General features: G+C 69.1%; 19 protein-coding genes. 6 read left to right on the top strand and 13 right to left on the bottom strand.

The window, feature by feature from the left end; translation table 11 throughout:
- Window positions 1-68: 68 nt before the first annotated feature.
- On the top strand, window positions 69-896 hold the full coding sequence (gene ygfZ / locus H7965_RS07950) for a CAF17-like 4Fe-4S cluster assembly/insertion protein YgfZ (RefSeq protein ID WP_186770028.1): 828 nt from the start codon (window positions 69-71) through the stop codon (window positions 894-896).
- A gap of 18 nt (window positions 897-914) precedes the next feature.
- On the opposite strand, the gene H7965_RS07945 is transcribed toward ygfZ, so the two are convergent.
- Window positions 915-1,787: an SDR family oxidoreductase gene (locus H7965_RS07945; RefSeq protein ID WP_186770027.1), complete on the bottom strand. Its 873-nt coding sequence runs from the start codon at window positions 1,785-1,787 to the stop codon at window positions 915-917.
- A 125-nt stretch (window positions 1,788-1,912) separates the two neighbouring features.
- Between H7965_RS07945 and H7965_RS07940 the strand changes: the two genes are divergently transcribed.
- The gene (locus tag H7965_RS07940; RefSeq protein WP_229682507.1) at window positions 1,913-3,091 is read left to right on the top strand and encodes a DUF3734 domain-containing protein; all 1,179 of its coding nucleotides are present in this window, start codon (window positions 1,913-1,915) and stop codon (window positions 3,089-3,091) included.
- A gap of 48 nt (window positions 3,092-3,139) precedes the next feature.
- On the opposite strand, the gene ppdK is transcribed toward H7965_RS07940, so the two are convergent.
- From ppdK to H7965_RS07915, 5 genes are all read right to left on the bottom strand, one after another.
- Window positions 3,140-5,812: a pyruvate, phosphate dikinase gene (gene ppdK, locus H7965_RS07935; RefSeq protein WP_186770026.1), complete on the bottom strand. Its 2,673-nt coding sequence runs from the start codon at window positions 5,810-5,812 to the stop codon at window positions 3,140-3,142.
- Between the two features lie 80 nt (window positions 5,813-5,892).
- The gene (gene glyS, locus H7965_RS07930) at window positions 5,893-7,968 is read right to left on the bottom strand and encodes a glycine--tRNA ligase subunit beta (RefSeq protein ID WP_186770025.1); all 2,076 of its coding nucleotides are present in this window, start codon (window positions 7,966-7,968) and stop codon (window positions 5,893-5,895) included.
- Window positions 7,961-8,362 carry a type II toxin-antitoxin system VapC family toxin gene (locus tag H7965_RS07925; protein WP_186770024.1) on the bottom strand — a complete coding sequence of 134 codons (402 nt, stop codon included), beginning with the start codon at window positions 8,360-8,362 and terminating at the stop codon, window positions 7,961-7,963. Before H7965_RS07925 ends, glyS begins: the two co-directional genes overlap by 8 nt.
- Window positions 8,359-8,628, bottom strand: a complete 270-nt coding sequence (locus H7965_RS07920; RefSeq protein ID WP_186770023.1) for a type II toxin-antitoxin system VapB family antitoxin — start codon at window positions 8,626-8,628, stop codon at window positions 8,359-8,361. The genes H7965_RS07925 and H7965_RS07920 overlap by 4 nt, the downstream gene beginning before the upstream one ends.
- A gap of 38 nt (window positions 8,629-8,666) precedes the next feature.
- Complete coding sequence (locus H7965_RS07915) at window positions 8,667-9,551, bottom strand: glycine--tRNA ligase subunit alpha (protein WP_456308130.1); 885 nt, start codon at window positions 9,549-9,551, stop codon at window positions 8,667-8,669.
- A 63-nt stretch (window positions 9,552-9,614) separates the two neighbouring features.
- Here H7965_RS07915 and H7965_RS07910 point away from each other — a divergent pair, with 63 nt between their 5' ends.
- Window positions 9,615-10,019, top strand: a complete 405-nt coding sequence (locus tag H7965_RS07910) for a ketosteroid isomerase-related protein (RefSeq protein ID WP_186770022.1) — start codon at window positions 9,615-9,617, stop codon at window positions 10,017-10,019.
- A gap of 293 nt (window positions 10,020-10,312) precedes the next feature.
- On the opposite strand, the gene H7965_RS07905 is transcribed toward H7965_RS07910, so the two are convergent.
- Window positions 10,313-11,119: a S49 family peptidase gene (locus H7965_RS07905; RefSeq protein ID WP_222440510.1), complete on the bottom strand. Its 807-nt coding sequence runs from the start codon at window positions 11,117-11,119 to the stop codon at window positions 10,313-10,315.
- A gap of 126 nt (window positions 11,120-11,245) precedes the next feature.
- Here H7965_RS07905 and H7965_RS07900 point away from each other — a divergent pair, with 126 nt between their 5' ends.
- The gene (locus H7965_RS07900; protein ID WP_186770021.1) at window positions 11,246-11,989 is read left to right on the top strand and encodes an SDR family NAD(P)-dependent oxidoreductase; all 744 of its coding nucleotides are present in this window, start codon (window positions 11,246-11,248) and stop codon (window positions 11,987-11,989) included.
- 69 nt (window positions 11,990-12,058) lie between these two features.
- Here the strand turns inward: H7965_RS07900 and H7965_RS07895 are convergent, their stop codons facing one another.
- Window positions 12,059-13,678, bottom strand: coding sequence for a flavin-containing monooxygenase (locus H7965_RS07895; RefSeq protein WP_186770020.1), 1,620 nt, complete (start codon window positions 13,676-13,678; stop codon window positions 12,059-12,061).
- Between H7965_RS07895 and H7965_RS31925 the strand changes: the two genes are divergently transcribed.
- A complete protein-coding gene (locus H7965_RS31925) occupies window positions 13,608-14,336 on the top strand; it encodes an AMP-binding protein (protein WP_390624556.1) in 729 nt (242 codons plus the stop codon). The two genes, H7965_RS07895 and H7965_RS31925, sit on opposite strands and share 71 nt — an antisense overlap.
- Before the next feature lie 37 nt (window positions 14,337-14,373).
- Here the strand turns inward: H7965_RS31925 and H7965_RS07885 are convergent, their stop codons facing one another.
- From H7965_RS07885 to H7965_RS07875, 3 genes are read right to left on the bottom strand one after another with little or no spacing between them, the layout of a single operon-like run.
- Entirely contained in the window at window positions 14,374-15,135 is a 762-nt protein-coding gene (locus H7965_RS07885) for an SDR family NAD(P)-dependent oxidoreductase (RefSeq protein WP_186770018.1), read from the bottom strand.
- 14 nt (window positions 15,136-15,149) lie between these two features.
- A complete protein-coding gene (locus tag H7965_RS07880; protein ID WP_186770017.1) occupies window positions 15,150-16,136 on the bottom strand; it encodes an acetamidase/formamidase family protein in 987 nt (328 codons plus the stop codon).
- A 53-nt stretch (window positions 16,137-16,189) separates the two neighbouring features.
- The gene (locus H7965_RS07875; protein ID WP_186770016.1) at window positions 16,190-16,882 is read right to left on the bottom strand and encodes a cyclase family protein; all 693 of its coding nucleotides are present in this window, start codon (window positions 16,880-16,882) and stop codon (window positions 16,190-16,192) included.
- A gap of 355 nt (window positions 16,883-17,237) precedes the next feature.
- Between H7965_RS07875 and H7965_RS07870 the strand changes: the two genes are divergently transcribed.
- The gene (locus tag H7965_RS07870) at window positions 17,238-18,299 is read left to right on the top strand and encodes a zinc-binding metallopeptidase family protein (protein ID WP_186770015.1); all 1,062 of its coding nucleotides are present in this window, start codon (window positions 17,238-17,240) and stop codon (window positions 18,297-18,299) included.
- Here H7965_RS07870 and H7965_RS07865 read toward each other — a convergent pair.
- Together H7965_RS07865 and H7965_RS07860 are read right to left on the bottom strand one after the other, a co-directional pair.
- Window positions 18,292-19,344, bottom strand: a complete 1,053-nt coding sequence (locus tag H7965_RS07865; RefSeq protein ID WP_186770014.1) for an Ldh family oxidoreductase — start codon at window positions 19,342-19,344, stop codon at window positions 18,292-18,294. The genes H7965_RS07870 and H7965_RS07865 overlap by 8 nt on opposite strands.
- Before the next feature lie 12 nt (window positions 19,345-19,356).
- Entirely contained in the window at window positions 19,357-20,085 is a 729-nt protein-coding gene (locus tag H7965_RS07860; RefSeq protein ID WP_222440509.1) for an enoyl-CoA hydratase/isomerase family protein, read from the bottom strand.
- Between the last annotated feature and the right edge of the window lie 3 nt (window positions 20,086-20,088).

The following is a 20,088-nucleotide window of genomic DNA, read 5'->3' as shown; positions in this document are numbered from 1 at the left end:
GCTGTAGCATGTCCGCGCCGCGCGAACGACCCGTTGCAGCCGGGCGCCGGTATGCCCAACTCCTTGCCATGCCGATAGCGCTTTTGCCCGCACGGGGCGTCGTGGAGGTCGCCGGTGAGGACCGCGTCGCCTTCCTCCAGGGGCTGGTGTCCAATGACGTGGCCGCGGCGGCGCCGGGCCGGGCGGTCTTCGCCGCGCTGCTGACGCCGCAGGGCAAGTGGCTGGCGGATTTCTTCATCCTCGCCGAGGGCGACCGCCTGCTGCTGGACTGCGAGGCGGCGCAGGTGCCGATGCTGATGCCACGGCTGTCGCGCTTCCGGTTGCGCTCCAAGGTGGCACTGCGGGACGCCTCGGCGGAATTCGTGGTCCATGCCGGCTGGGGCGGCGCGCCGTTGCCCACGGATGCCATCACTGCGCCCGACCCGCGGCTGCCGGAGGCCGGCTGGCGCACCCTGGCAACCGCCCCGCTGCCGGGCACCGAGGCGACGCCGGAGGATTGGGACCGCCACCGCCTCATGCTGGGCCTGCCGGAGGGCAGCCACGACCTGGTGCCGGAGCAGAGCGTGCTGCTGGAAGCGGGGTACGATGAACTTCAGGGCGTGAGCTGGTCCAAGGGCTGCTACATGGGCCAGGAGCTGACGGCACGGACCAAGTACCGCGGCTTGCTCAAGCGGCGGCTGGTGCCGGTCGGCGTAGACGGCCCCATGCCCGAAGCCGGGACGCCAATCCTCTCGAATGGCGCCGAGCTTGGCCAGATGCGCTCCGGGCGAGATGGGCTCGGCATCGCGCTGCTGCGGCTGGAGGCGCTGGACGGCAGGCCACTCGGCTGCGGGGCGGCGCAGCTCACCCCCCGCATTCCGGGCTGGATGGTGCTGCCGGCGCGTGAGCCGGCCTGACCGGACGGTCCGCCGCCCCTATCCGTTCACCACCGTCCCGCCATTCGGGTGCAGCACCTGGCCGTTGATGTAGCTGCTATCGCTCTCGGCCGCGAGGAAGATGTAGCTCGGCGCGCATTCATCCGGCTGGCCGACACGTCCCATCTCCGAGGATTGCCCGTGCTTCGCGGTGCGTTCCGCGTCGAAGCTCGCCGGAATCAGCGGGGTCCAGATCGGCCCCGGCGCCACCGCATTCACCCGGATCTTCCGCTGCTCGTACAGCGCCTGCGACAGGCTGCGGGTGAAGGCGAGGATGGCACCCTTGGTGCTGGCGTAGTCGATCAGCCCCGGGCTGCCCTTGTAGGCGGTGATCGAGGTGGTGTTGATGATCGCCCCACCCTCCGGCATGTGCTGCAGCGCCGCCCTGGTGATCCAGAACATGCCGAGGATGTTGGTGCGGAAGGTGCGCTCCACCTGGGCCTCCGGGATCTCGGCGAAATCCTCGCAGACGTGCTGCTCGGCGGCATTGTTGACCAGCAGGTCGATGCGGCCGCCGAGGAAGCGCGCCGCCTCCTCCACCGCCTGGCGGCAGAAATCGACATCGCCGATATCGCCGGGGATCAGCCGGCAGCGACGGCCGGTGGCTTCCACCAGCCGGCGGGTTTCCTCGGCATCCTCGGTTTCGTCCTTGTAGAGCACCACCACATCGGCACCTTCCTTGGCGAAGCCGATGGCGACGGCGCGGCCGATGCCGCTGTCGCCGCCGGTGATGATGGCGGTCTTGCCGTCGAGCTTGCCGCTGGCACGCCAATTCTCCATGCGGTCCCGCGGCTGCGGGGTCATCTCGGTCTCAAGCCCGGGATGGCGGTCCTGATGCTGCTTCGGCTGGGGGGTGGGCTTTTCGTCCGGCATGGCTTGGCTCCCTCGGTTCCGCGGCAACGGGGAGCGGGCGGCGAAGGTTTCAGCCCGGTCACGCGGCCGTGCAGAACACACCGTGTCCGGGCGTGCAGGATGGGCGCGACCGGAGCGACAGGACCATGCTTGACCAGACAGGAACGCCACGGCGTGGGCCGGAGGCGGCGCGCCGCGCCGCATGGCAGCACATGCGCACGCAATACGATGGCGTGGTGCTGCTGCTGCAGGGTGGCGGTGCGCTCGGCTCCTACCAGGGTGGCGTCTACGAGGTGCTGGCGGAGACGCCCTTCCTGCCCGATTGGGTCGCCGGCATCTCGATCGGCGCGGTCAATGCCGCGCTGATTGCCGGCAATCCGCCGGAGCGGCGGGTGGAACGGCTGCGCGAATTCTGGCGCCGGGTCACCAATTCGGTGCATTGGTCCTGGCTGCCGGATGGCGACGCGCTGCGCAGCGCCGCCAACCTATTCGCCGCCTGGTCGGCGCTGCTCACCGGCCAGCCTGGCTTCTTCCGGCCACGCGGCGTCGTGCCGTATTTCCAGCCGGCCGGCCATGCCTGCGCGGTGAGCTGGTACGACACCGAACCGCTGCACCGGACCCTGCTGGAGCTGGTCGATTTCGACCTGCTGAACGACGGGCCGACACGGCTTTCGGTGGGCGCGGTCAACGTCGCCACCGGCAATACAGTGTATTTCGACACGCGCGAGCGGCGGCTCGGCCCCGAGCACATCATGGCCAGCGGCGCCCTGCCCCCGGGCTTCCCGCCAGTGGAAATCGACGGCGAATACTACTGGGATGGCAGCCTGGTCTCCAACACGCCGCTGCAATACGTGCTGGACGCCGGTCCGGCGCCGACCAGCCTGGTATTCCAGGTGGATCTGTTCAGCAGCCGTGGCAAGGCACCACGCACCCTGCCGGAGGCCGATGAGCGGGCAAAGGACATCCGCTTCTCCAGCCGCACCCGGCTGGTGACCGATGTCTACCGCCGCATGCACGACATGCGCTGCGCCATCGAGACGCTGCTGGCGAAGCTGCCCGAGGCGATGCAGGCCGATCCGGAGGTGCAGCGCATCGCCGCCCAGATCCCGCCCTCGCGGCTGAACCTGCTACAGCTGGTGTACCGGCAGTCGGAGTACGACCGCGACTACAAGGATTACGAATTCTCCCGCAACACCATGCTCGACCATTGGCAGGCCGGGCGGAACGACCTGGTGCGGACGCTGCGGCACCTGGACTGGCTGGAGCCACCGGATGAGCGCACCGCGCTGGTCAGCCATGACGTGCATTTCGACGCGCCAGGGTAGGCCAGCCGCCGGCGAGCCGCACCGCGCGACACGCCAGCGGCATGAGCCTCAGGCGGTCTGGTCGCTGCCGCCCGCGCTGAGCGCCGCCTGCGCCGCTGCCAGCCGCGCCACCGGCACCCGGTAGGGCGAGCAGGAGACGTAATCCAGCCCCGCCTCCTCGCAGAACTGGATCGAGGCCGGGTCGCCGCCATGCTCGCCGCAGATGCCGAGCTTGAGGTTGGGCTTCACCGAACGCCCTTTCTCGACCGCGATCCGCACCAGCGCGCCGACGCCATCGACATCGATGGAGACGAAGGGGTCCTTCGGCATGATGCCCTTCTCGACGTAGAGCGGCAGGAATTTGCCGGCATCGTCGCGCGACAGGCCGAAGGTGGTCTGGGTCAGGTCATTGGTGCCGAAGCTGAAGAAATCACCGACCTCGGCGATCCGGTCCGCGGTCAGCGCGGCGCGCGGCAACTCGATCATCGTGCCGACGTCGTATTCGACATGGTAGCCGGATTCCGCGAAGACCTCCTGCGCCACCTTGTCGATCTGGGCGCGGGTGATCTCCAGCTCGCGCCGGGTGGCGACCAGCGGGATCATGATCTCCGGCACCGGCGCCTTGCCGGCTTCCTTGGCGGTCAGCACCGCCGCCTCGAAGATGGCGCGGGCCTGCATCTCGTAGATCTCGGGGTAGGAGATGCCGAGGCGGCAGCCACGGTGGCCGAGCATCGGGTTCGCCTCGGCGAGGTCGGCGGCGCGGCGCTGCATGGTCGTCACATCGGTGCCGAGGCTTTCCGCCAGCTCGGCGATCTCGGCTTCGCTGTGCGGCAGGAATTCATGCAGCGGCGGGTCGAGCAGGCGGATCGTCACCGGCAGGCCCGCCATGATCCGGAACAGATCGGCAAAATCCTGGCGCTGGAAGGGCAGCAGCTTGGCCAACGCCTCGCGCCGTCCGCGCTCGGTCTCGCTCATGATCATCTGCCGCACCGCGCCGATACGCGCCGGGTCGAAGAACATATGCTCGGTGCGGCAGAGGCCGATGCCCTCGGCGCCGAATTTGCGGGCGGTATCGGCATCCAGCGGGGTCTCGGCATTGGCCCGCACCTTCAGCCGCCGCACCGCATCGGCCCAGCCCATCAGGGTGGAGAAATCGCCGGAGAGCTGGGGCTCCACCATCGGCACGCTGCCGATGAAGATCTCGCCCGTGGCGCCATCCAGGGTGATAGTCTCGCCGCCGCGCACCTGCTGGCCGCCAGCCATCAGGATCTGGCCGTGGTAGTCCACCGTCACGCCGCCAGCGCCGGCGACGCAGGGCCTTCCCATGCCGCGGGCGACCACCGCGGCGTGGCTGGTCATGCCGCCACGCGTGGTGAGAATGCCCTTGGCGGCGTGCATGCCGTGGATGTCCTCGGGGCTGGTCTCGATGCGGACGAGGATGACGCTCTCGCCCTTCGCCGCCCGCGCCTCGGCCTCGTCTGCCGAGAACACCACCGTGCCGCAGGCCGCGCCCGGGCTGGCCGGCAGGCCCTTCGACAGCAGCTTCCGCGGAGCCTTGGGGTCGAGGGTCGGGTGCAGCAGCTGGTCGAGTGCCGCGGGGTTGACCCGCTTCACCGCCTCCGTCTGGCTGATCAGCCCCTCCTGCGCCATGTCGACGGCGATCTTCAGGCTGGCGGCGGCGGTGCGCTTCCCGTTCCTGGTCTGCAGCATGTACAGCTTGTTCTGCTGCACGGTGAACTCGATGTCCTGCATGTCCGTGTAGTGCTTTTCAAGCTTCGCACGGACCTCGACCAGCTCGCGGTAGGCGTTCGGCATGGCGATTTCCATGCTGCGCTCGCCCGGCTTGGCCTTGAGCTGGGCCATCGGCTGCGGGGTGCGGATGCCGGCGACGACATCCTCCCCCTGCGCATTGATCAGGTATTCGCCGTAGAAGATGTTCTCCCCGGTGCTGGGGTCGCGGGTGAAGCAGACGCCCGTCGCGCAATCCTCGCCCATGTTGCCGAACACCATGGCCTGGACGTTCACCGCGGTGCCCCAGTCGGCGGGAATGTCATGCAGCCGGCGGTAGGTATTGGCGCGGGCGTTCATCCAGCTGCCGAAGACCGCGCCGATCGCCGCCCAGAGCTGGGCGTTGGGGTCCTGCGGGAAGGGCTTGCCGGTGACCTCGGCCACCATCTCCTTGTAGCCATCGACCACGCGGTGCCAGTCCTGCGCGGTCAGCTCGGTATCCTCGGTGATGCCGCGGTCGAGCTTCACATGCTCGATGATCTCCTCGAAGCGGTGGTGGTCGACGCCGAGGACCACGCTGCCGAACATCTGGATGAAGCGGCGGTAGCTGTCCCAGGCGAAGCGCGCATCGCCGGAGGCGGCGGCCAGCCCATCCACCGTCTGGTCGTTCAGGCCAAGGTTCAGCACGGTGTCCATCATGCCGGGCATGGAGACGCGGGCGCCGGAGCGGACCGAGACCAGCAGCGGCTTGCGATGGTCGCCGAAGCGGTTGCCCACCGCCTTCTCGACACGCGCGAGGGCGGTGGCGACCTGCGCCTCCAGCTCCTCCGGGTAGCGCTTGCCGTGGTCGTAGTAGTAGGTGCAGACCTCGGTGGTGATGGTGAAGCCGGGCGGCACGGGCAGGCCGATGCTGGCCATCTCGGCCAGGTTGGCACCCTTGCCGCCGAGCAGGTTGCGCATCTCCGCCTTGCCCTCGTTATGGCCGGCGCCGAAGCTGTACACCCACTGGGTCATAGGCGGTGTTCCTCTTGCTTTGGGCATGGCGGGCATCGGTCGGGGCGGAGCCGGCCCGATTGTGCCATGCCGTGCGTCATTCAACCTTCGATTTTCGAGAAATCCGCGACCGTATCCATGGCGGCGCAGAGCCGCCCGAGCAAACGCAGCCGGTTGGCGCGGAGTTCCGCCTTCGGATCATTCACCGTGACGGTGTCGAAGAAGGCATCGACCGGGAGGCGCAGCGCGGCGAGATGGCGCATCGCGCCAGCGAAATCCTCGGCGGCAAGCGCCGCGGCGACGGCCGTGGTGGCGGACTCCACGGCGCCGGCGAGCGCGCGTTCCGCATCGGCTTCCAGCAGATCGCGGTCGACCGGCCCATCATGCGGGCCGTCCTTGCGGTTCTCGATGCGGAGGATGTTGGCGGCGCGCTTGTAAGCGGTGAGCAGGTTGGCGCCATCCGGCGTGGCGAGCAGCGATTCCAGCGCCGCGGCGCGGGCGAGCAGGCGGACGAGATCATCGTCCGGCGTCGCGCCGAAGACCGCGGCGACGAGGTCGTGGCGGGCGCCCTCGGCGCGGAGCTGGACGCGGAGGCGTTCGGCGAGGAACTCCATGATGTCGTTCACGTCGGGCAGCGCGGGCAGCAGGCCCTGTTGCACCAGCGGCCGCAGCAGCGGCTGGGTGGCCAGCAGCACCTCGCGCAGCGGTACGCGCAGGCCATTCTCGCGGATGATGCGAATGACGCCGAGCGCCGCCCGCCGCAGGGCGAAGGGATCGCCCGAGCCGGTCGGCTTCTGGCCCGCGGCGAAGAAGCCGGCAAGCTGGTCCAGCTTGTCGGCCAGCGCCACCGCCATGGCAACCGGCTCGTCCGGCACCGCATCGCCCGGGCCGAGCGGGCGGTAATGCGCGCCTATCGCTTCGGCGATGCGCGCATCCTCGCCATCCTGCCGCGCGTAGTAGCGCCCCATCACCCCCTGCAATTCAGGGAACTCGCCGACCATCCCACTGGCCAGATCGGCCTTGGCCAGCCGGCCGGCGCGGGCGGCAAGCGCCAGATTGGCACCGACCAGCGGCGCGATCCGCACCGCCAGGGATTCCAGACGCTCCGTTCGCTGGCGCTGGGTGCCGAGCGATTCGAAGAACACCACGCCATCGAGCTTCGGCAGGAAATCCTCCAACCGCTGCTTCCGGTCCTGGTCCCAGAAGAACCGCGCATCCGAAAGCCGCGCCCGCAGCACCTTCTCGTTGCCGGCGACGATCGCCGCGCCGCCATCCTGCGGTACGATGTTGGACACCAGGGCGAAGCGCGGCGCCGCGCTGCCATCCGGCCGGCGTAGTGCGAAATAGCGCTGGTTCACCCGCATGGTGGTGCGCATCACCTCGGGCGGCAGGTCCATGAAGCCCGCGTCGATGGAGCCGAGCAGCGGCACCGGCCATTCCACCAGCCCCGCCACTTCGGCCAGCAGCCCGCGGTCCGGCACCACCTCCAGCCCTTCGGCCGCGGCCAGGGCGGCGATGCCCGCCTCGATGACCCGCTCGCGCTCCGCGGCATCGGCGATGACGAAGCGCTCCCGCAGCCCGGCTTCGTAACCGGCGAGGCTGCGCACCGCGAAGGGCTCGGTACCGGCCAGGATGCGGTGGCCTTCGGTGAGGTCCGCAGCGGCCAGGCCATGCACCGCATCCTCGCCCTCCGCCAGGGCGAAGGGCACCGGCACGCCGTCGAACAGGCAGAGGATGCGCTGCAACGGCCGCACCCAGGCGAAGCCGCTGGTGCCCCAGCGCATGGATTTCGGCCAGGGGAAGCTGCGCAGCAGGCCGGGCAGCACGCGGGCCAGCAGCGCCGGCGCCTCGATCACCGCGCCGGGCTTCGACAGCACCCAGAATTGGCCTTCCTGGGTCAGCGCGTCGCGGGTCGCGCCATGCTTGCGGAGGAAACCCTCCAGCGCCGCATCCGGCGCGCCGATGCGCGGCCCGCGCTCCTCCTTGCCCGGCGTCTCGGCCCGCGCCGCCATCTCGCCCACCGCGGCGATGCGGCGGGGGCCGTACAGCGGCCGCGGCGCGGCAGCCATCAGTGGCACCAGCGCCTTGTGCAGCAGGCCGCAGAAATCCTCGGCGGCACGGGCCTGCATGCGCGCCGGGATTTCCTCGGAGAACAGCTCGATCAGGAGTTCAGGCATGGGGTGGCAGCGCCGCCTTTACATCGGTCTGGGCGAACTCATCGCCCTTGAACAGCAGGGGCTCGCCGCGCTCCTCGGCGAGAGCATGGGCGAAGCAGTCGCCGAAATTCAGCCCGGCGGGGTGGCACCCCTTGCCGAAGCGGCGCCAGGCGATGCGGGCGCGCCGCGCGAGATCCGGCGTCACCGACACCAGTGCGATGGCGGCCTGTTCCGGAGCCCGGTCGAGCTTCCGGGCGCCGGCAGAGCCTTCGCCCCCCTCGGCGACGATGGCCGTCTCCAGGAAGGTCGCGGCCGTGATGCAAGCCACGGGCGCCTCGGCCAGTGCCTCGGCGAAATGCCGTGCATCGGGTTCCGCGCGCAGGATGGCATTGAAGCCGGAGGTATCGACGATCACCGCGGCAGCCCCGTCTCGGGGTCATAGGGCATGCCGCCGAGTTCAGCGTTGGCCAAGACCTCGCCGCCAACGCCCCGGAAATCCGCGGCGGCAGCGAGGACCGCCGCGGATTTCCGGCGCTTCTCCGCGTCGCGGCCGCCCCGCTCTCGCGCCAGCTTCTCCTGCACCGCGCGCCGGACGGCATCGGTGGTGGAGGCGCCCAGAAGCCCCGCCAGCGTGCGGGCGTCGGCGATCAGCGCCTCGTCCTTCAGGTTCAACGGACCCATGCCGCCCTCATGGTAGAATATCGCATGGTCATTCCACCCTAGCCGCCCCCGGCGATCCAAGCCTCGCAGCATCCCTTCGCCAGGGCCCGCACCCGCCCGATATAGGCGGCGCGCTCGGTCACGCTGATGGCGCCGCGGGCGTCCAGCAGGTTGAAGCGGTGGCTGGCCTTGATGCACTGGTCGTAGGCCGGCAGGGCGAGGCCATGCTTCAGCAGCGCCTCGCACTCCTCCTCGGCGTCGCGGAAGTGGCGGAACAGCTTCTCGGTGTCGGCATATTCGAAATTGTGAGCGCTGTATTCCCGCTCGGCGCGATGGAATACCTCACCATAGCTCACGCCCTGGCCGTTGAAATCGAGATCGTATACATTGTCGACCCCCTGGATATACATGGCCAGGCGCTCCAGCCCGTAGGTCAGCTCGCAGGAGGGCACTTCGCAGGGGATGCCGCCGACCTGCTGGAAATAGGTGAACTGCGTCACCTCCATGCCGTCGCACCAGACCTCCCAACCCAGGCCCCAGGCGCCGAGGGTCGGGCTTTCCCAATCGTCCTCGACGAAGCGCACGTCATGCACCAGCGGGTCCAGGCCGATCGCCCGGTAGCTGCCGATCAGCGCCGATTGCGGGTCGGCCGGCGAGGGCTTCATGATGACCTGGTACTGGTAGTAGTGCTGCAGCCGGTTCGGATTCTCGCCATACCGGCCATCGGCCGGGCGGCGGGAGGGCTGGACATAGGCCGCCTTCCAGGGCTTCGCCCCCAGCGCGCGCAGGGTCGTCGCCGGATGGAAGGTGCCGGCGCCCACCTCCATGTCATAGGGCTGCAGGATCAGGCAGCCCTGGCTGGCCCAGTAGGCGTGCAGCCGCAGGATCAGTTCCTGGAAGCTGGGGGGCTTGGCCAAGGGCAGGGTGGTGGCGCTGGTCGACATGCGGCGCCTTTTGCCATGGCGGCGCCGCGGAACATAGTGGCGGCCATTTTGATGGAGTCGCCGATGACCGAAACCACCCCGCTGATCCACGCCTATTACGACGCCTTCGGCCGCGGCGACCGGGCGGCAATGCTCGCCCTGCTGGCCGAGGATGTGGCGCATGACGTGAACCAGGGCAGCCGCGCGATCGGCAAGCCGGCCTTCGCCGAATTCCTGGACCATATGGACCGCTGCTACCGCGAGAGCATCCATGAACTGGCGGTAATGGTGGATGCCACCGGCACGAGGGCCGCGGCGGAATTCGTGGTGGAGGGGGAATACCTGGCGACCGATGCCGGCCTGCCGGAGGCGCGCGGCCAGCGCTACCGGCTGCCGGCGGGCGCCTTCTTCACCATCGCCGGCGGAAGGATCACCCGGGTGACAACCTATTACAATCTGCAGGACTGGCTACGACAGGTGGGAGGATAGCTGCAGGCCGCGCCGACAGCCCGAATCTACCCCACAATCAAAGCAATAGAGCGCTTCGCGCCGCAGGGTCAGACGACAACTCCTTGAACAGGAGGCTGGACGATTGCCTAGATCCTGGTGGACGGAGTTCGCCGAAAAGCCGGTATGAGGGGGCTTTGCCCCCTCATACTCCCCCACCAAGGGCCGAAGGGCCCTTGGATCCCTTGAGTTGAGACCCGTGATTTCCAAAAGTCCTTGGCCTTTGGCGGGAAAGGCCATAGGGCAACGCGCCCTCTCGGCTCTACCGGCGCCAGCTACAACCCCAGTCGCGCCCAGGCCGCCCGCTCCTCCGCCACCGCCAGCACGGCCTCGGCGGAGAACCCCGGCAGCAGGCGGCGCAGCAGCGGCGGGCGCGGGCCGCCGATCGGAACGAGCCGCACCTTCTCCCCGAAGCGCCGCCTGGCCTCCCCCGCCGCATCGCCCAGCCGGTCGGCGAGGCCCAGCTCCACCGCCCGCCGCCCGGGCCAGAAGCGCCCGGTGAAGGCCTCTCCTGGCGGGAGCTTCAGCTTCGGCCCGCGGCGCTCCGTGACCCAGTTGCGGAATTCGGCGTGCAGCTCCTCCAGCAGCCCCTCCAGCCGCGCCGCATCCTCGGGCCGTTCCGGGCGGAAGGGGTCCCAGAAGCTCTTCTCCGTCCCCGCAGTGCGCAGGCGGCGCTCGACGCCGAGCTTCTCCAGCGCGCCCTGGAAGCCGAAGCCGGCCGCGATCACCCCGATGGAGCCGAGGATGGAAGCCGGGTCGGTCACGATTTCATCCGCCGCGCAGGCGATCCAATAGCCGCCGGAGGCCGCCGCATCCTCGACGCAGGCGATGACCGGCAGCTTCTTCTCGGTGGCCAAGCGACGGATGTGGCCGGCGATCAGGCTGGACTGCACCGGCGATCCGCCCGGTGAGTTGATGACCAGGAACACTGCCACCGCCCGCTTCAGCCCGAAGGCGCGGTCCAGTTGGGGCGCCACGCTGGCCAGGTTGAGCCCGCCGCCGATGCCTGGCCGGGGGGTGATGGTGCCTTGCAGCCGCACCAGCGCGACGCGCGGGCGGCGATCGAGGAAGGGAAGGTTCATGGCTGCAACAGATGCCCGCGCCGGCGCCGGCATCAAGCCTGCAACCGCGAGTTTCGGCGCCACGGCTTGCCCTTCCGCCTCGGCTTCGCCAGCCTGCGCCGGCGATCACCAACCAGGGAAACGGACATGCAGGATTTCAAGGGCAAGCGTGTGGTGGTCTGCGGCGGCAGCCGCGGCATCGGAAGGTCGGTGGCGCTGGGCTTCGCCGCGGCCGGGGCAGCGGTTTCGGTCTGCGCCCGCAGCGCCGGGCCGTTGGACGCGACCAAGGCCGAGATCGCCGGGCATGGCGTGACGGCGCATGCCGCGCAATGCGACCTCGGCGACCGCGCCGCGGTCACCGCCTATGTGGCGGCGGCGGGCCAGGCGCTCGGCGGCATTGACGTACTGGTGAACAACGCCTCCGGCTTCGGCTCCCAGGACACCGAGGAGCATTGGGCGCAGGGGCTTTCGGTGGATGTAATGGCGACGGTCCGCGCCACCCATGCGGCGCTGCCCTTCCTCGAGGCGTCGAACGGCAGCATCGTCAACGTCTCCTCCATCTCCGGCTACCGGCCGAGCATCCGCACCCCGGCCTATGCCGCGGTGAAGGCGCTGCTGATCAACTACACCCAGTCGCAGGCGGCGATGTATGCGCCGAAGGGCATCCGCGCCAATGCGGTGGCGCCGGGCAGCATCGAATTCCCCGGCGGGTCGTGGGAGGCGCGGAAGACCAGCGACCCGAAGCTCTACAACGCCATCCTCGGCAGCATCCCCTTCGGCCGGCTCGGCACGCCGGAGGAGGTGGCGGAGGTGGTGCTGTTCCTGGCGAGCCCGGCGGCGCGCTGGGTCACCGGGCAGACCATCATCGTCGATGGCGGGCAGATGCTGTAGTCGCGGCGGGGATCGCGCCGGCCTGCCACGCTGGCCGCTTCGGCCGGCGCGGCAGGGTGGCCGGCCCGGTCACCCGAACAGGAATTCGCGGTAGCCCTGCGCCGCCACCGCCCCGGCCTTGCGGCGGTACTGCACGGCGCCGCCGTAGTAGCCGAGGATGCGGAGGACATCCCGGCCCTCGACATTGCGGTTGACGCCGGTCTGCCAGGAATTCACCTGGCTGAACAACAGGCCCGACGCCGCCTTCTCCACATGCCGGCCCCAATCCTCCACCGCCTCGGGCCGGGCTTCCACCCGCGTCAGCCCGTGGTCCCGCATGTGCCGGATCAGCCCGGTCAGCCAATCGACGATTTCCTCGATGTTGCGGGGGATGTTGCCGCGCGCGGTATGCGGGCCGAGGACCATCAGCATGTTGGGAAAGCCCTCCGCCAGCATGCCGAGGAAGGTGCGTGGCGTCCCGGTCCAGTCATCCTTCAGCCGCCGGCCGCCGGGGCCGCGGATGTCGATGCGGTCGTAGGGACCGGTGACACCGTCGAAGCCGGTGGCGTAGATCAGCACGTCGAAGGCGAAATCCTCGGCGCTGGTGCGGATGCCCTCCGGGGTTATCCGCTCGATCGGGGTTTCCAGTATGTCCACCAGCCGCACGTTGTCCTGGTTGTAGACCTCGAAATAGCCGCTCTCCAGCGGCAGGCGACGGGTGCCGAAGCCGTGGTTCCGGGGGATCAGCTTCTCCGCGACCTTCGGATCCCTGACGCGCTGGCGTATCTTCTTCGCCATGAACTCGCTGGCCAGGGCATTCGCCTCCGGGTCCACCAGCACGTCCTGGAAATTGCCCACCCAGATGCCGAAGCCGGGCTCGGCATAGAGCTTCTCCCAGAACTCCTCCCGCTCCTCCGCCGAGACCTCCAGCGCCTTGCGCGGGTCGGTGTTGTGGATGAAGCAGGTGCTGGTCTGGCGGCACCGCTCGAAGATCTCGTCGTAGCTGGCCTTGATCGCCTTCTGCTCCTCCTCGGTGATCTTCCGGTTGTGCAGCGGCGCCGCCCAGTTCGGCGTGCGCTGGAAGACGGTGAGGTGCCCGACCTCCTTGGCGATGGTCTGGATGGTCTGGATGGCGGTGGCCCCGGTGCCGATGATGCCGACGCGCTTGCCTTTGAGATCGAGCCCCTCCCGCGGCCAGCGAGCGGTGTGGCAGGCCGTGCCCTGGAAGCTGTCCCGGCCCGGGATGTTCGGCAGGGTATAGGCCGAGAGCGGGCCCAGCGCGGTGACCAGCAGATGGGCGCTGTCCTGCTCGCCATTGTCGAGGGTGATGGTCCAGCGGCTGGTCGCAGTGTCGAAATGCGCGGCGGTGACGCGGTGGCCGAAGCGCATGTCCCGCCGCAGGTCGAATTTGTCGGCGACGTAATTCAGATAGCGGAGCGTGTCGGGCTGGGCGGAGAAATGCTCCGGCCATTCCCATTCCTGCAACAGCTCCTTCGAGAAGGAATAGCCGTAGGACCAGCTTTCCGAATCGAAGCGGGCGCCGGGGTAGCGGTTCCAGTACCAGGTGCCGCCGACGTCGGTTCCGGCCTCATAGACCCGCACGCGCAGGCCGAGTTCCCGCAACCGGTAGAGCTGGTACATGCCGGCAATGCCCGCGCCGATGATGATGGCGTCCAGGTCACCGTGTCCACCGGCATTCGGCTCTACCATCCCAGTTGCAGGCATCCGCTTCACCCCCTTCGAGATCATCGCTTGGCCGGGCCCCTGCGCGGGGCCTGGCCCGGCCACCATCGCCGCCTTTCCCGCACATCGCAAACGCGTCGGCCATCGGGGATGCACCATGTCGTTTCGGTCTTGCGCCAACAACCGGCCGAGGACCGCAGCCAAGTCATGTCCTGGGCGGTACGGCCGTGTTGCAGGATGTCTTCGTGACCAAGGAGATATGGCGCGGCAGACCCTCGGTGCCGCCGCCAACTCCGCCTGGGGCATGTCGGAGAATGGTACCGTCACCACCACCCAGCCGGATAATGCCGAGGCGAAGACCACCTCCGCCGATGGCTGCTCCCCGCCGGGGGTGGAACTGCGCATCATCGACCCGGCAAGCCGGGTGTTGCCCGACGGCGCGCAGGGCCGGCTTCAGGTCCGCGGCTGCTCCAACTTCCCCGGCTACCTGGCGCGGCCGGGGCTCGATTCGACCGGCCCGGAAGGCTGGTCGGCACCGGTGGCCTCGCCTGCATGGTTGACAAGGGTTACATCCGCCCCGCCGGCTGTTCGAAGGACATCATCCGCGGCGGGAGAACATTCCGGCCGTCGAGGCCAAGAGCCTGTTCACGGCAGAATCGGATGCGCGGGTCGAGCCCGCGCATGATGGGAAAAGATGCGATCGGCCGCCCTTTCCCGCCCACCTAAAGCTGCACGCCCCGCGTCAACGCCCCATCGATCACCAGATTGGTGCCGGTGGTGAAGGAGGACGCCGGGCTGGCGAGGAACACCACGCCGCGCGCGACCTCCTCCGGCGCCGCCATGCGGCCGGTGGGGTTCAGCGCCATCGCCTCGGCGAAGAGCGACTGGTTGTTCTGCTCGATCCACTGCCAGATGCCGCCCTCGAAATAGGTATTTCCCGGCGAGACGGTGTTGGCGCGGATGCCCTTGCCGGCAAGCCGGAAGGCCAGCCCCTGGGCGTAGTGCACCAGCGCCGCCTTGAAGGCGCCGTAGGCCGGGCCGGTGAAGTCGATCTCACGGCCCGAGACCGAGGAGATGAGGGTGATCGACGCCGCCTTCGACGCCTCCAGGAAGGGCATCGCCGCGTTCACGGTGCGGACGCTGTGCATCAGATCGGTCTCGAAGCCGCGGCGCCAGGCGTCCTCGTCATCCTGCACCGCCAGCGCCGAGACATTGGCGACGACCATGTCGATGCCACCAAGCGCCGCGGCGCTGGCCGCGACCCAGGCTTCCAGCGCGCCCCTGTCGGCGACATCCACCGCCTGGCCGAAGGCGGTGATGCCCCTGGCCTGCAGCGCCACGACTGTTTCGGTGACCTCCGCCGCATTGCGGGCGCAGAGCGCGACATGCGCGCCCTCATCGGCGAAGAGCTCGGCGCAGCGCCGGCCGATGCCCTTGCTGCCGCCGGTGACGATGGCCCGGAGGCCCTTCAGACCGAGGTCCATTGGCGTCTCCTCCCCTATGCCAGCCAGGTCTTCAGCATGGAGGCGCCGAGGGTGTATTTCGGGTCCACCATATTGCCGACGCGCATCTTCCCTGCCTGGGTGCAGAGGAAATAGGCCTCGCTCTCCTCGAAGCCATAGTCGTCGACCATCCAGCGGATCAGGTCGCGATAGGCCATGCGGGCGGCATCCTCCATCGGCCGGGCGCTGCCGACGGACATGATGAACGCCTCCGTCTCCAGTCGCACGCCAGGGATGTGCCACCCCTTGATGAGGTCGACCTGGATGGTCGCAACGGCCGGGATTTCCACCGCCACGCCACAGAGCTCGCCATCGCCCTGCCTGCCGTGACAATCGCCCAGGTAGAGGTAGGCGTCCTTGTGGTGCACCGGGAAATACACCACCGCGCCGGGCGCCACATCCGGCAGGTCCATGTTGCCGCCCCAGTAGTCCGGCTGCAGCGAGGACACCGCCTCGATCTCCGGGCTGACGCCGAGGGTGCCGATGAAGGGCTCGTAGGGCAGGGTCACACGATCGCTGAAGACCACGCCCTCCGGCGTCACCACCATCTTCTTAACCCGCTCCGGCAGCGGCTTGTTCAGCATCGCGGTCGCCGGCGTCGCCACCAGCCCGCCGAATTCCGGGATCAGCGCGGTGGTGCCGGCCGGCTGCGGGCCGCGCGGCAGGATCGAGAGGATATGCACCGCCAGCACATCGCCCTTCTCCGCGCCCTCGACCGCGATCGGGCCGTTCTGCGGGTTGAGGAAGGGCATCTTCAGCAGCGCCGAGGGGCTGTCCTGCTCGGTCCTGATCTTGCCCTCGAAGGCGTCATGTGTCTCGGCGGCAATGACATCGCCGGGCTGCACGCGCAGCACCGGCGTCGCATAGGGGCCATAGACGTAGTGGTAGGGTCCCTGGCGCGCCTCGGTCAGCGCATGGGTGGCACCGCGCCGGCCGCGGGCGACGCCCTTGCGGCCCATGTAGGAGGTCTCGATCCAGCTCATTGGCGCCTCTCCGCTGCTGTGGCCTCCGCCAGGCATAGCAAGTCCCGCGCCGGCTAATCCTCGATCCAGGCCACCGCGCGGATCGGGCTGCCGGAGCCGCCCTTGATCTTCAGCGGAAAGCCGATGAATCGGAACCGCCCCTTCCCCACCAGCTTATCGAGGTTCACCAGCCCCTCGATATGGGTGAAGCCCATGTCGCGGCAGACATGGTGCACCTCGAAATTGCTGCGGCCGGGCCGGCCTGGGCTGACCGCCTCGACGCCGAACATCGTAATGCCCTTCTGCCCCAGCCAACTGGCGCTTTCCTTGGTCAGCCCGGGGAAGTCGGTCAGGTAGCCCTCGGTGCCCCAGGTGCGGCGGTAGTGGTCCATGTGCAGCAGCACGGTATCGCGCCGCCGGATCTCGATACCCGCGGCCTTCTCCGCCGCCTCCAGATCGGCGATGGAGATGTCGCTCTTCAGCGGCTTGTGCGAGAGGTCGAGGCAGACCGCCTCGGTGAAGAAATTCTCGAGCGGCATCTCGTCGATGCCCTTGGCCCCCGGCCGCTCGTCGAAATGCACCGGCGCATCCACATGGGTGCCGGAATGATCGCCCATGTTCAGCGACATCACCGCGGAGGAGAAGACATAGCCATCCACCTCGCGCTTCTCCGAATGGGTGCTGAAGGGTGCCAGGATGACCATCGGGTGGTTCGGCAGGCGCGGCATCTTGTGAATGATGTCGCGCGACAGGTCGATCAGCGGCATGGCGGTCTCCTGTTTGGACTCGTCGGCGAGTATGGAAGCACCACGGGCCCTGGCAAGCCGCCGCGGCAGGGTGGCATCCTCGTTGCATTGCCTTCGGCACCCACCGAAGGGACCCTCCCCATGAACACCCGGTCTTGCCGGCGTCTCGCCTGCCTGCGGCCTGGGCAGCCCTGGCACGGCGCGCGACCGTGCTGGAAGCGGTGCTGCAGGATGTCCGCGGCCTGTGGCATCCGCTGGCGCAAGGCGCATGGGCTGGGGCATTACAACTGAGTTGAGCAGGCGGCAGCGGCAGCGTAACCCTCGTGGAACTCCCAGGGTTCGCACGCGTCCTGCCCGCGCCCGAGGGTCACTGACGATGAAGCTGTTCCGCTGCCAGGCCTGCGACCAGGTGCTGTACTTCGAGAATACCCGCTGCGAGCGTTGCGGCCACGTGCTCGGCTTCATGCCCGAGGCGTCCGAGCTTTCGGCGCTGGAGCCGGCGGCGGATGAGCAATGGCGCCCGCTGGCGGCGCCGGAGCAGACGCGGCGCTTCTGCGACAATGCGCGCTACGAGGCCTGCAACTGGCTGGTCCCCGAAGGTTCCAACGACGCGCTCTGCGCCGCCTGCCGGCACAACCGCATGATTCCCGACCTGACCATCCCGGACAACCTGCCGCCCTGGCGCCGCATCCAGGATGCCAAGCGCCAGCTGGTCTACGCCTTCCAGCAGCTCAAGCTGCCGCTCGCCAACCGTATCGAGGATCCGGCGCATGGCCTGGCCTTCGACGTGCTGGCCGACCCGCCGGACGACACCTCGCCCAAGGTGATGACCGGGCATGAGGAGGGCATCATCACCATCGCCCTGGCCGAAGCGGACGACACCGAGCGCGAGCGCCGCCGCACCGCCCTGGGCGAGCCGTACCGCACGCCGCTCGGGCATCTCCGCCATGAGTCGGGGCATCATTTCTGGGACCTGCTGGTCCGCGACGGTGGCAGGCTCGCTGAATGCCGGGCGTTGTTCGGTGACGACACCCAGGGCTACGCCGCCGCGCTGCAGGCGCATTACATGAATGGCGCGCCGGCGGATTGGCAGAATGCGCATGTCAGCGCCTATGCCACCGCCCACCCCTGGGAGGATTTCGCGGAGACCTGGGCGCATTACCTCCACATCGTCGATACGCTGGAGATGGCGAGCGCCTTCCGCCTCAGCGTGCAGCCGCGCGTCGCCAGGACCGATGGCCTTGACGCGCGCATCGACATCGATCCCTACCGCGCCCGCGGTGCCGGGGAGCTGGTGAAGGCCTGGCTGCCGCTGACCTATGCGGTGAACAGCCTCAACCGCTGCATGGGCACGCCCGACCTCTACCCCTTCGTGCTGTCACCACCGGCGATCGCCAAGCTCGACTTCATCCACCGGCTGGTGCACCGGATCAGCTGAAGCCGAGCTTGTCGGCGATGCCGCCTTCCTTGGCCAGGGCGCCGAGCTTCTTCCAGGTGGCGTCCTCGATCTCGATGCCCTCGGCGGCGCGCTGCTTCTCCGCCATGTGCTCGACCTCGCCGGGATAGAGCACGCCCTTGCTGCCCTTCGCGGGCGGCGTGTCCTTCAGGTAGTGGGCGAAATCGGCCACTTCCTTGCGGAAGGTCAGCAGCGGGCGGAAGGCCTCCACCTTGATGGCGATCAGGAAGCAGCCGTCATTGTGGCGGCCGCTCGGCTCCACGCCGAAGCCGAGGCCGGTGAGGATGCCGCAGAAGATCTCGCCCATCGCCGCCAGGGCGGTGCCCTTGTAGCCCTCGCCGGGACCGCCCAGCGGCAGCAGCGCGCCGCCCTTGATCTTCGCCGGATCGGTGGTCAGCTCGCCATCCTTGTCCACCACCCAGCCGAGCGGGATTTCCTGCCCGCGGGCCTCAGCCAGCTTCACCTTGCCCATCGCCACCGCCGAGGTGGCGAAATCCATGCACATCGGCCCTTCGAGGTCGGAGGGCACGGCGATGGCCCAGGGGTTGGTGCCGAGCCGCGCCTCACGCCCGCCATAGGGCGCGACCCCCTTGGGGGAGCGGCCGCTATCGGCCCAGGCCATGCCGATCATGCCGGCCTTCGCCGCCATCAGCGGATAGCTCGCCAGCCGCCCGACATGGCCCTGGCGGAAAACAGTGCAGGCGGCGATGTTGCTCTTCTCCGCCTTCTCAATGGTCAGCGCCATCGCCTTTTCGTTGGTGACGTAGCCAAAGCCCCAATTGCCGTCGACCACGGTGGTGGTCGGGCTTTCCTGCACGATGGTGAAGGGCGCGCCGGGAACGATGTGGCCGACCCGCACCCGCTCGATGTAATTCGGCAGCATGATGACGCCGTGGCTGTCATGCCCGGCCAGGTTGGCGTTGACGACGTGGCGGGCGACGGTGGCGGCCTCGCTATCCGGCACGCCATTGGCGATCAGCAGGGCGCGGCCGATCTCCCGCAGCTTCTCCGCCTGGATCTTCGGCATGGTGTCTCTCCCCTATGCGTTGCGTCGTGCCGCGACCGCGGCGCGGTAATCGAGAATGCGTTGCCTGAGGCCCGGCCGCGCCGCCGAACGGACCAGCGCGGCGAGGTCGGCATCGTCCTCCGCCTGCCGCGTCCGGGCATGTAGCGCCGCCACCGTTGGCGGGTCGAGCCGCGCCGCGGCGGCCGCGATGCGCGCCTGCTCGGCCGCGATCGCCGCCGGCGGCAGCACCGCGGTGGCGAGGCCAGCCGCCAGCGCCGCCTCGGCGGTGACCTCCTGCCCCGCGAGCAGGATCGCCCGTGCCCGGTCCCGCCCGACCAGCGCCGCCAGCCGCGCGGTGCCGAGCACCAAGCCGAAGGCCGGGCCGGGGAAGGCGAAGCTGGCGCCCTCCACGGCGATGCGATGGTCGCAGGCGGCGAAGAGATCGGCACCGGCGCCGAAGGTACGGCCGGTGGCGATGGCCAGGGTCGTCACCGGCGCGGCATGGATGCGCTGGAGCAATTGCTCGATGCGCACGACGCGCAGCAGCAGGTCGCCATCCGACAGCGCCTCGAGGTCGGTCAGGTCGAAGCCGGTGCAGAAATGCCGGCCTTCGCCGCGCAGCACGATCAGCCGGGCGCCATCGGCCAGCGCGGCGTCGAAACCCTCCTCCAGCGCCTGCACCAGCTCCGGCCCGAGCGCATTGCCGCGCGCCGGACGATTCAGGCCGAGGGTCGCGACGTCACCTTCCCGGCTGAGGATCACGGC

Origin of the sequence: Siccirubricoccus deserti, from assembly GCF_014283215.1 — a bacterium.
GTDB classification, from domain to species: domain Bacteria; phylum Pseudomonadota; class Alphaproteobacteria; order Acetobacterales; family Acetobacteraceae; genus Siccirubricoccus; species Siccirubricoccus deserti.
This window is presented reverse-complemented; position numbering and strand designations above follow the sequence as displayed.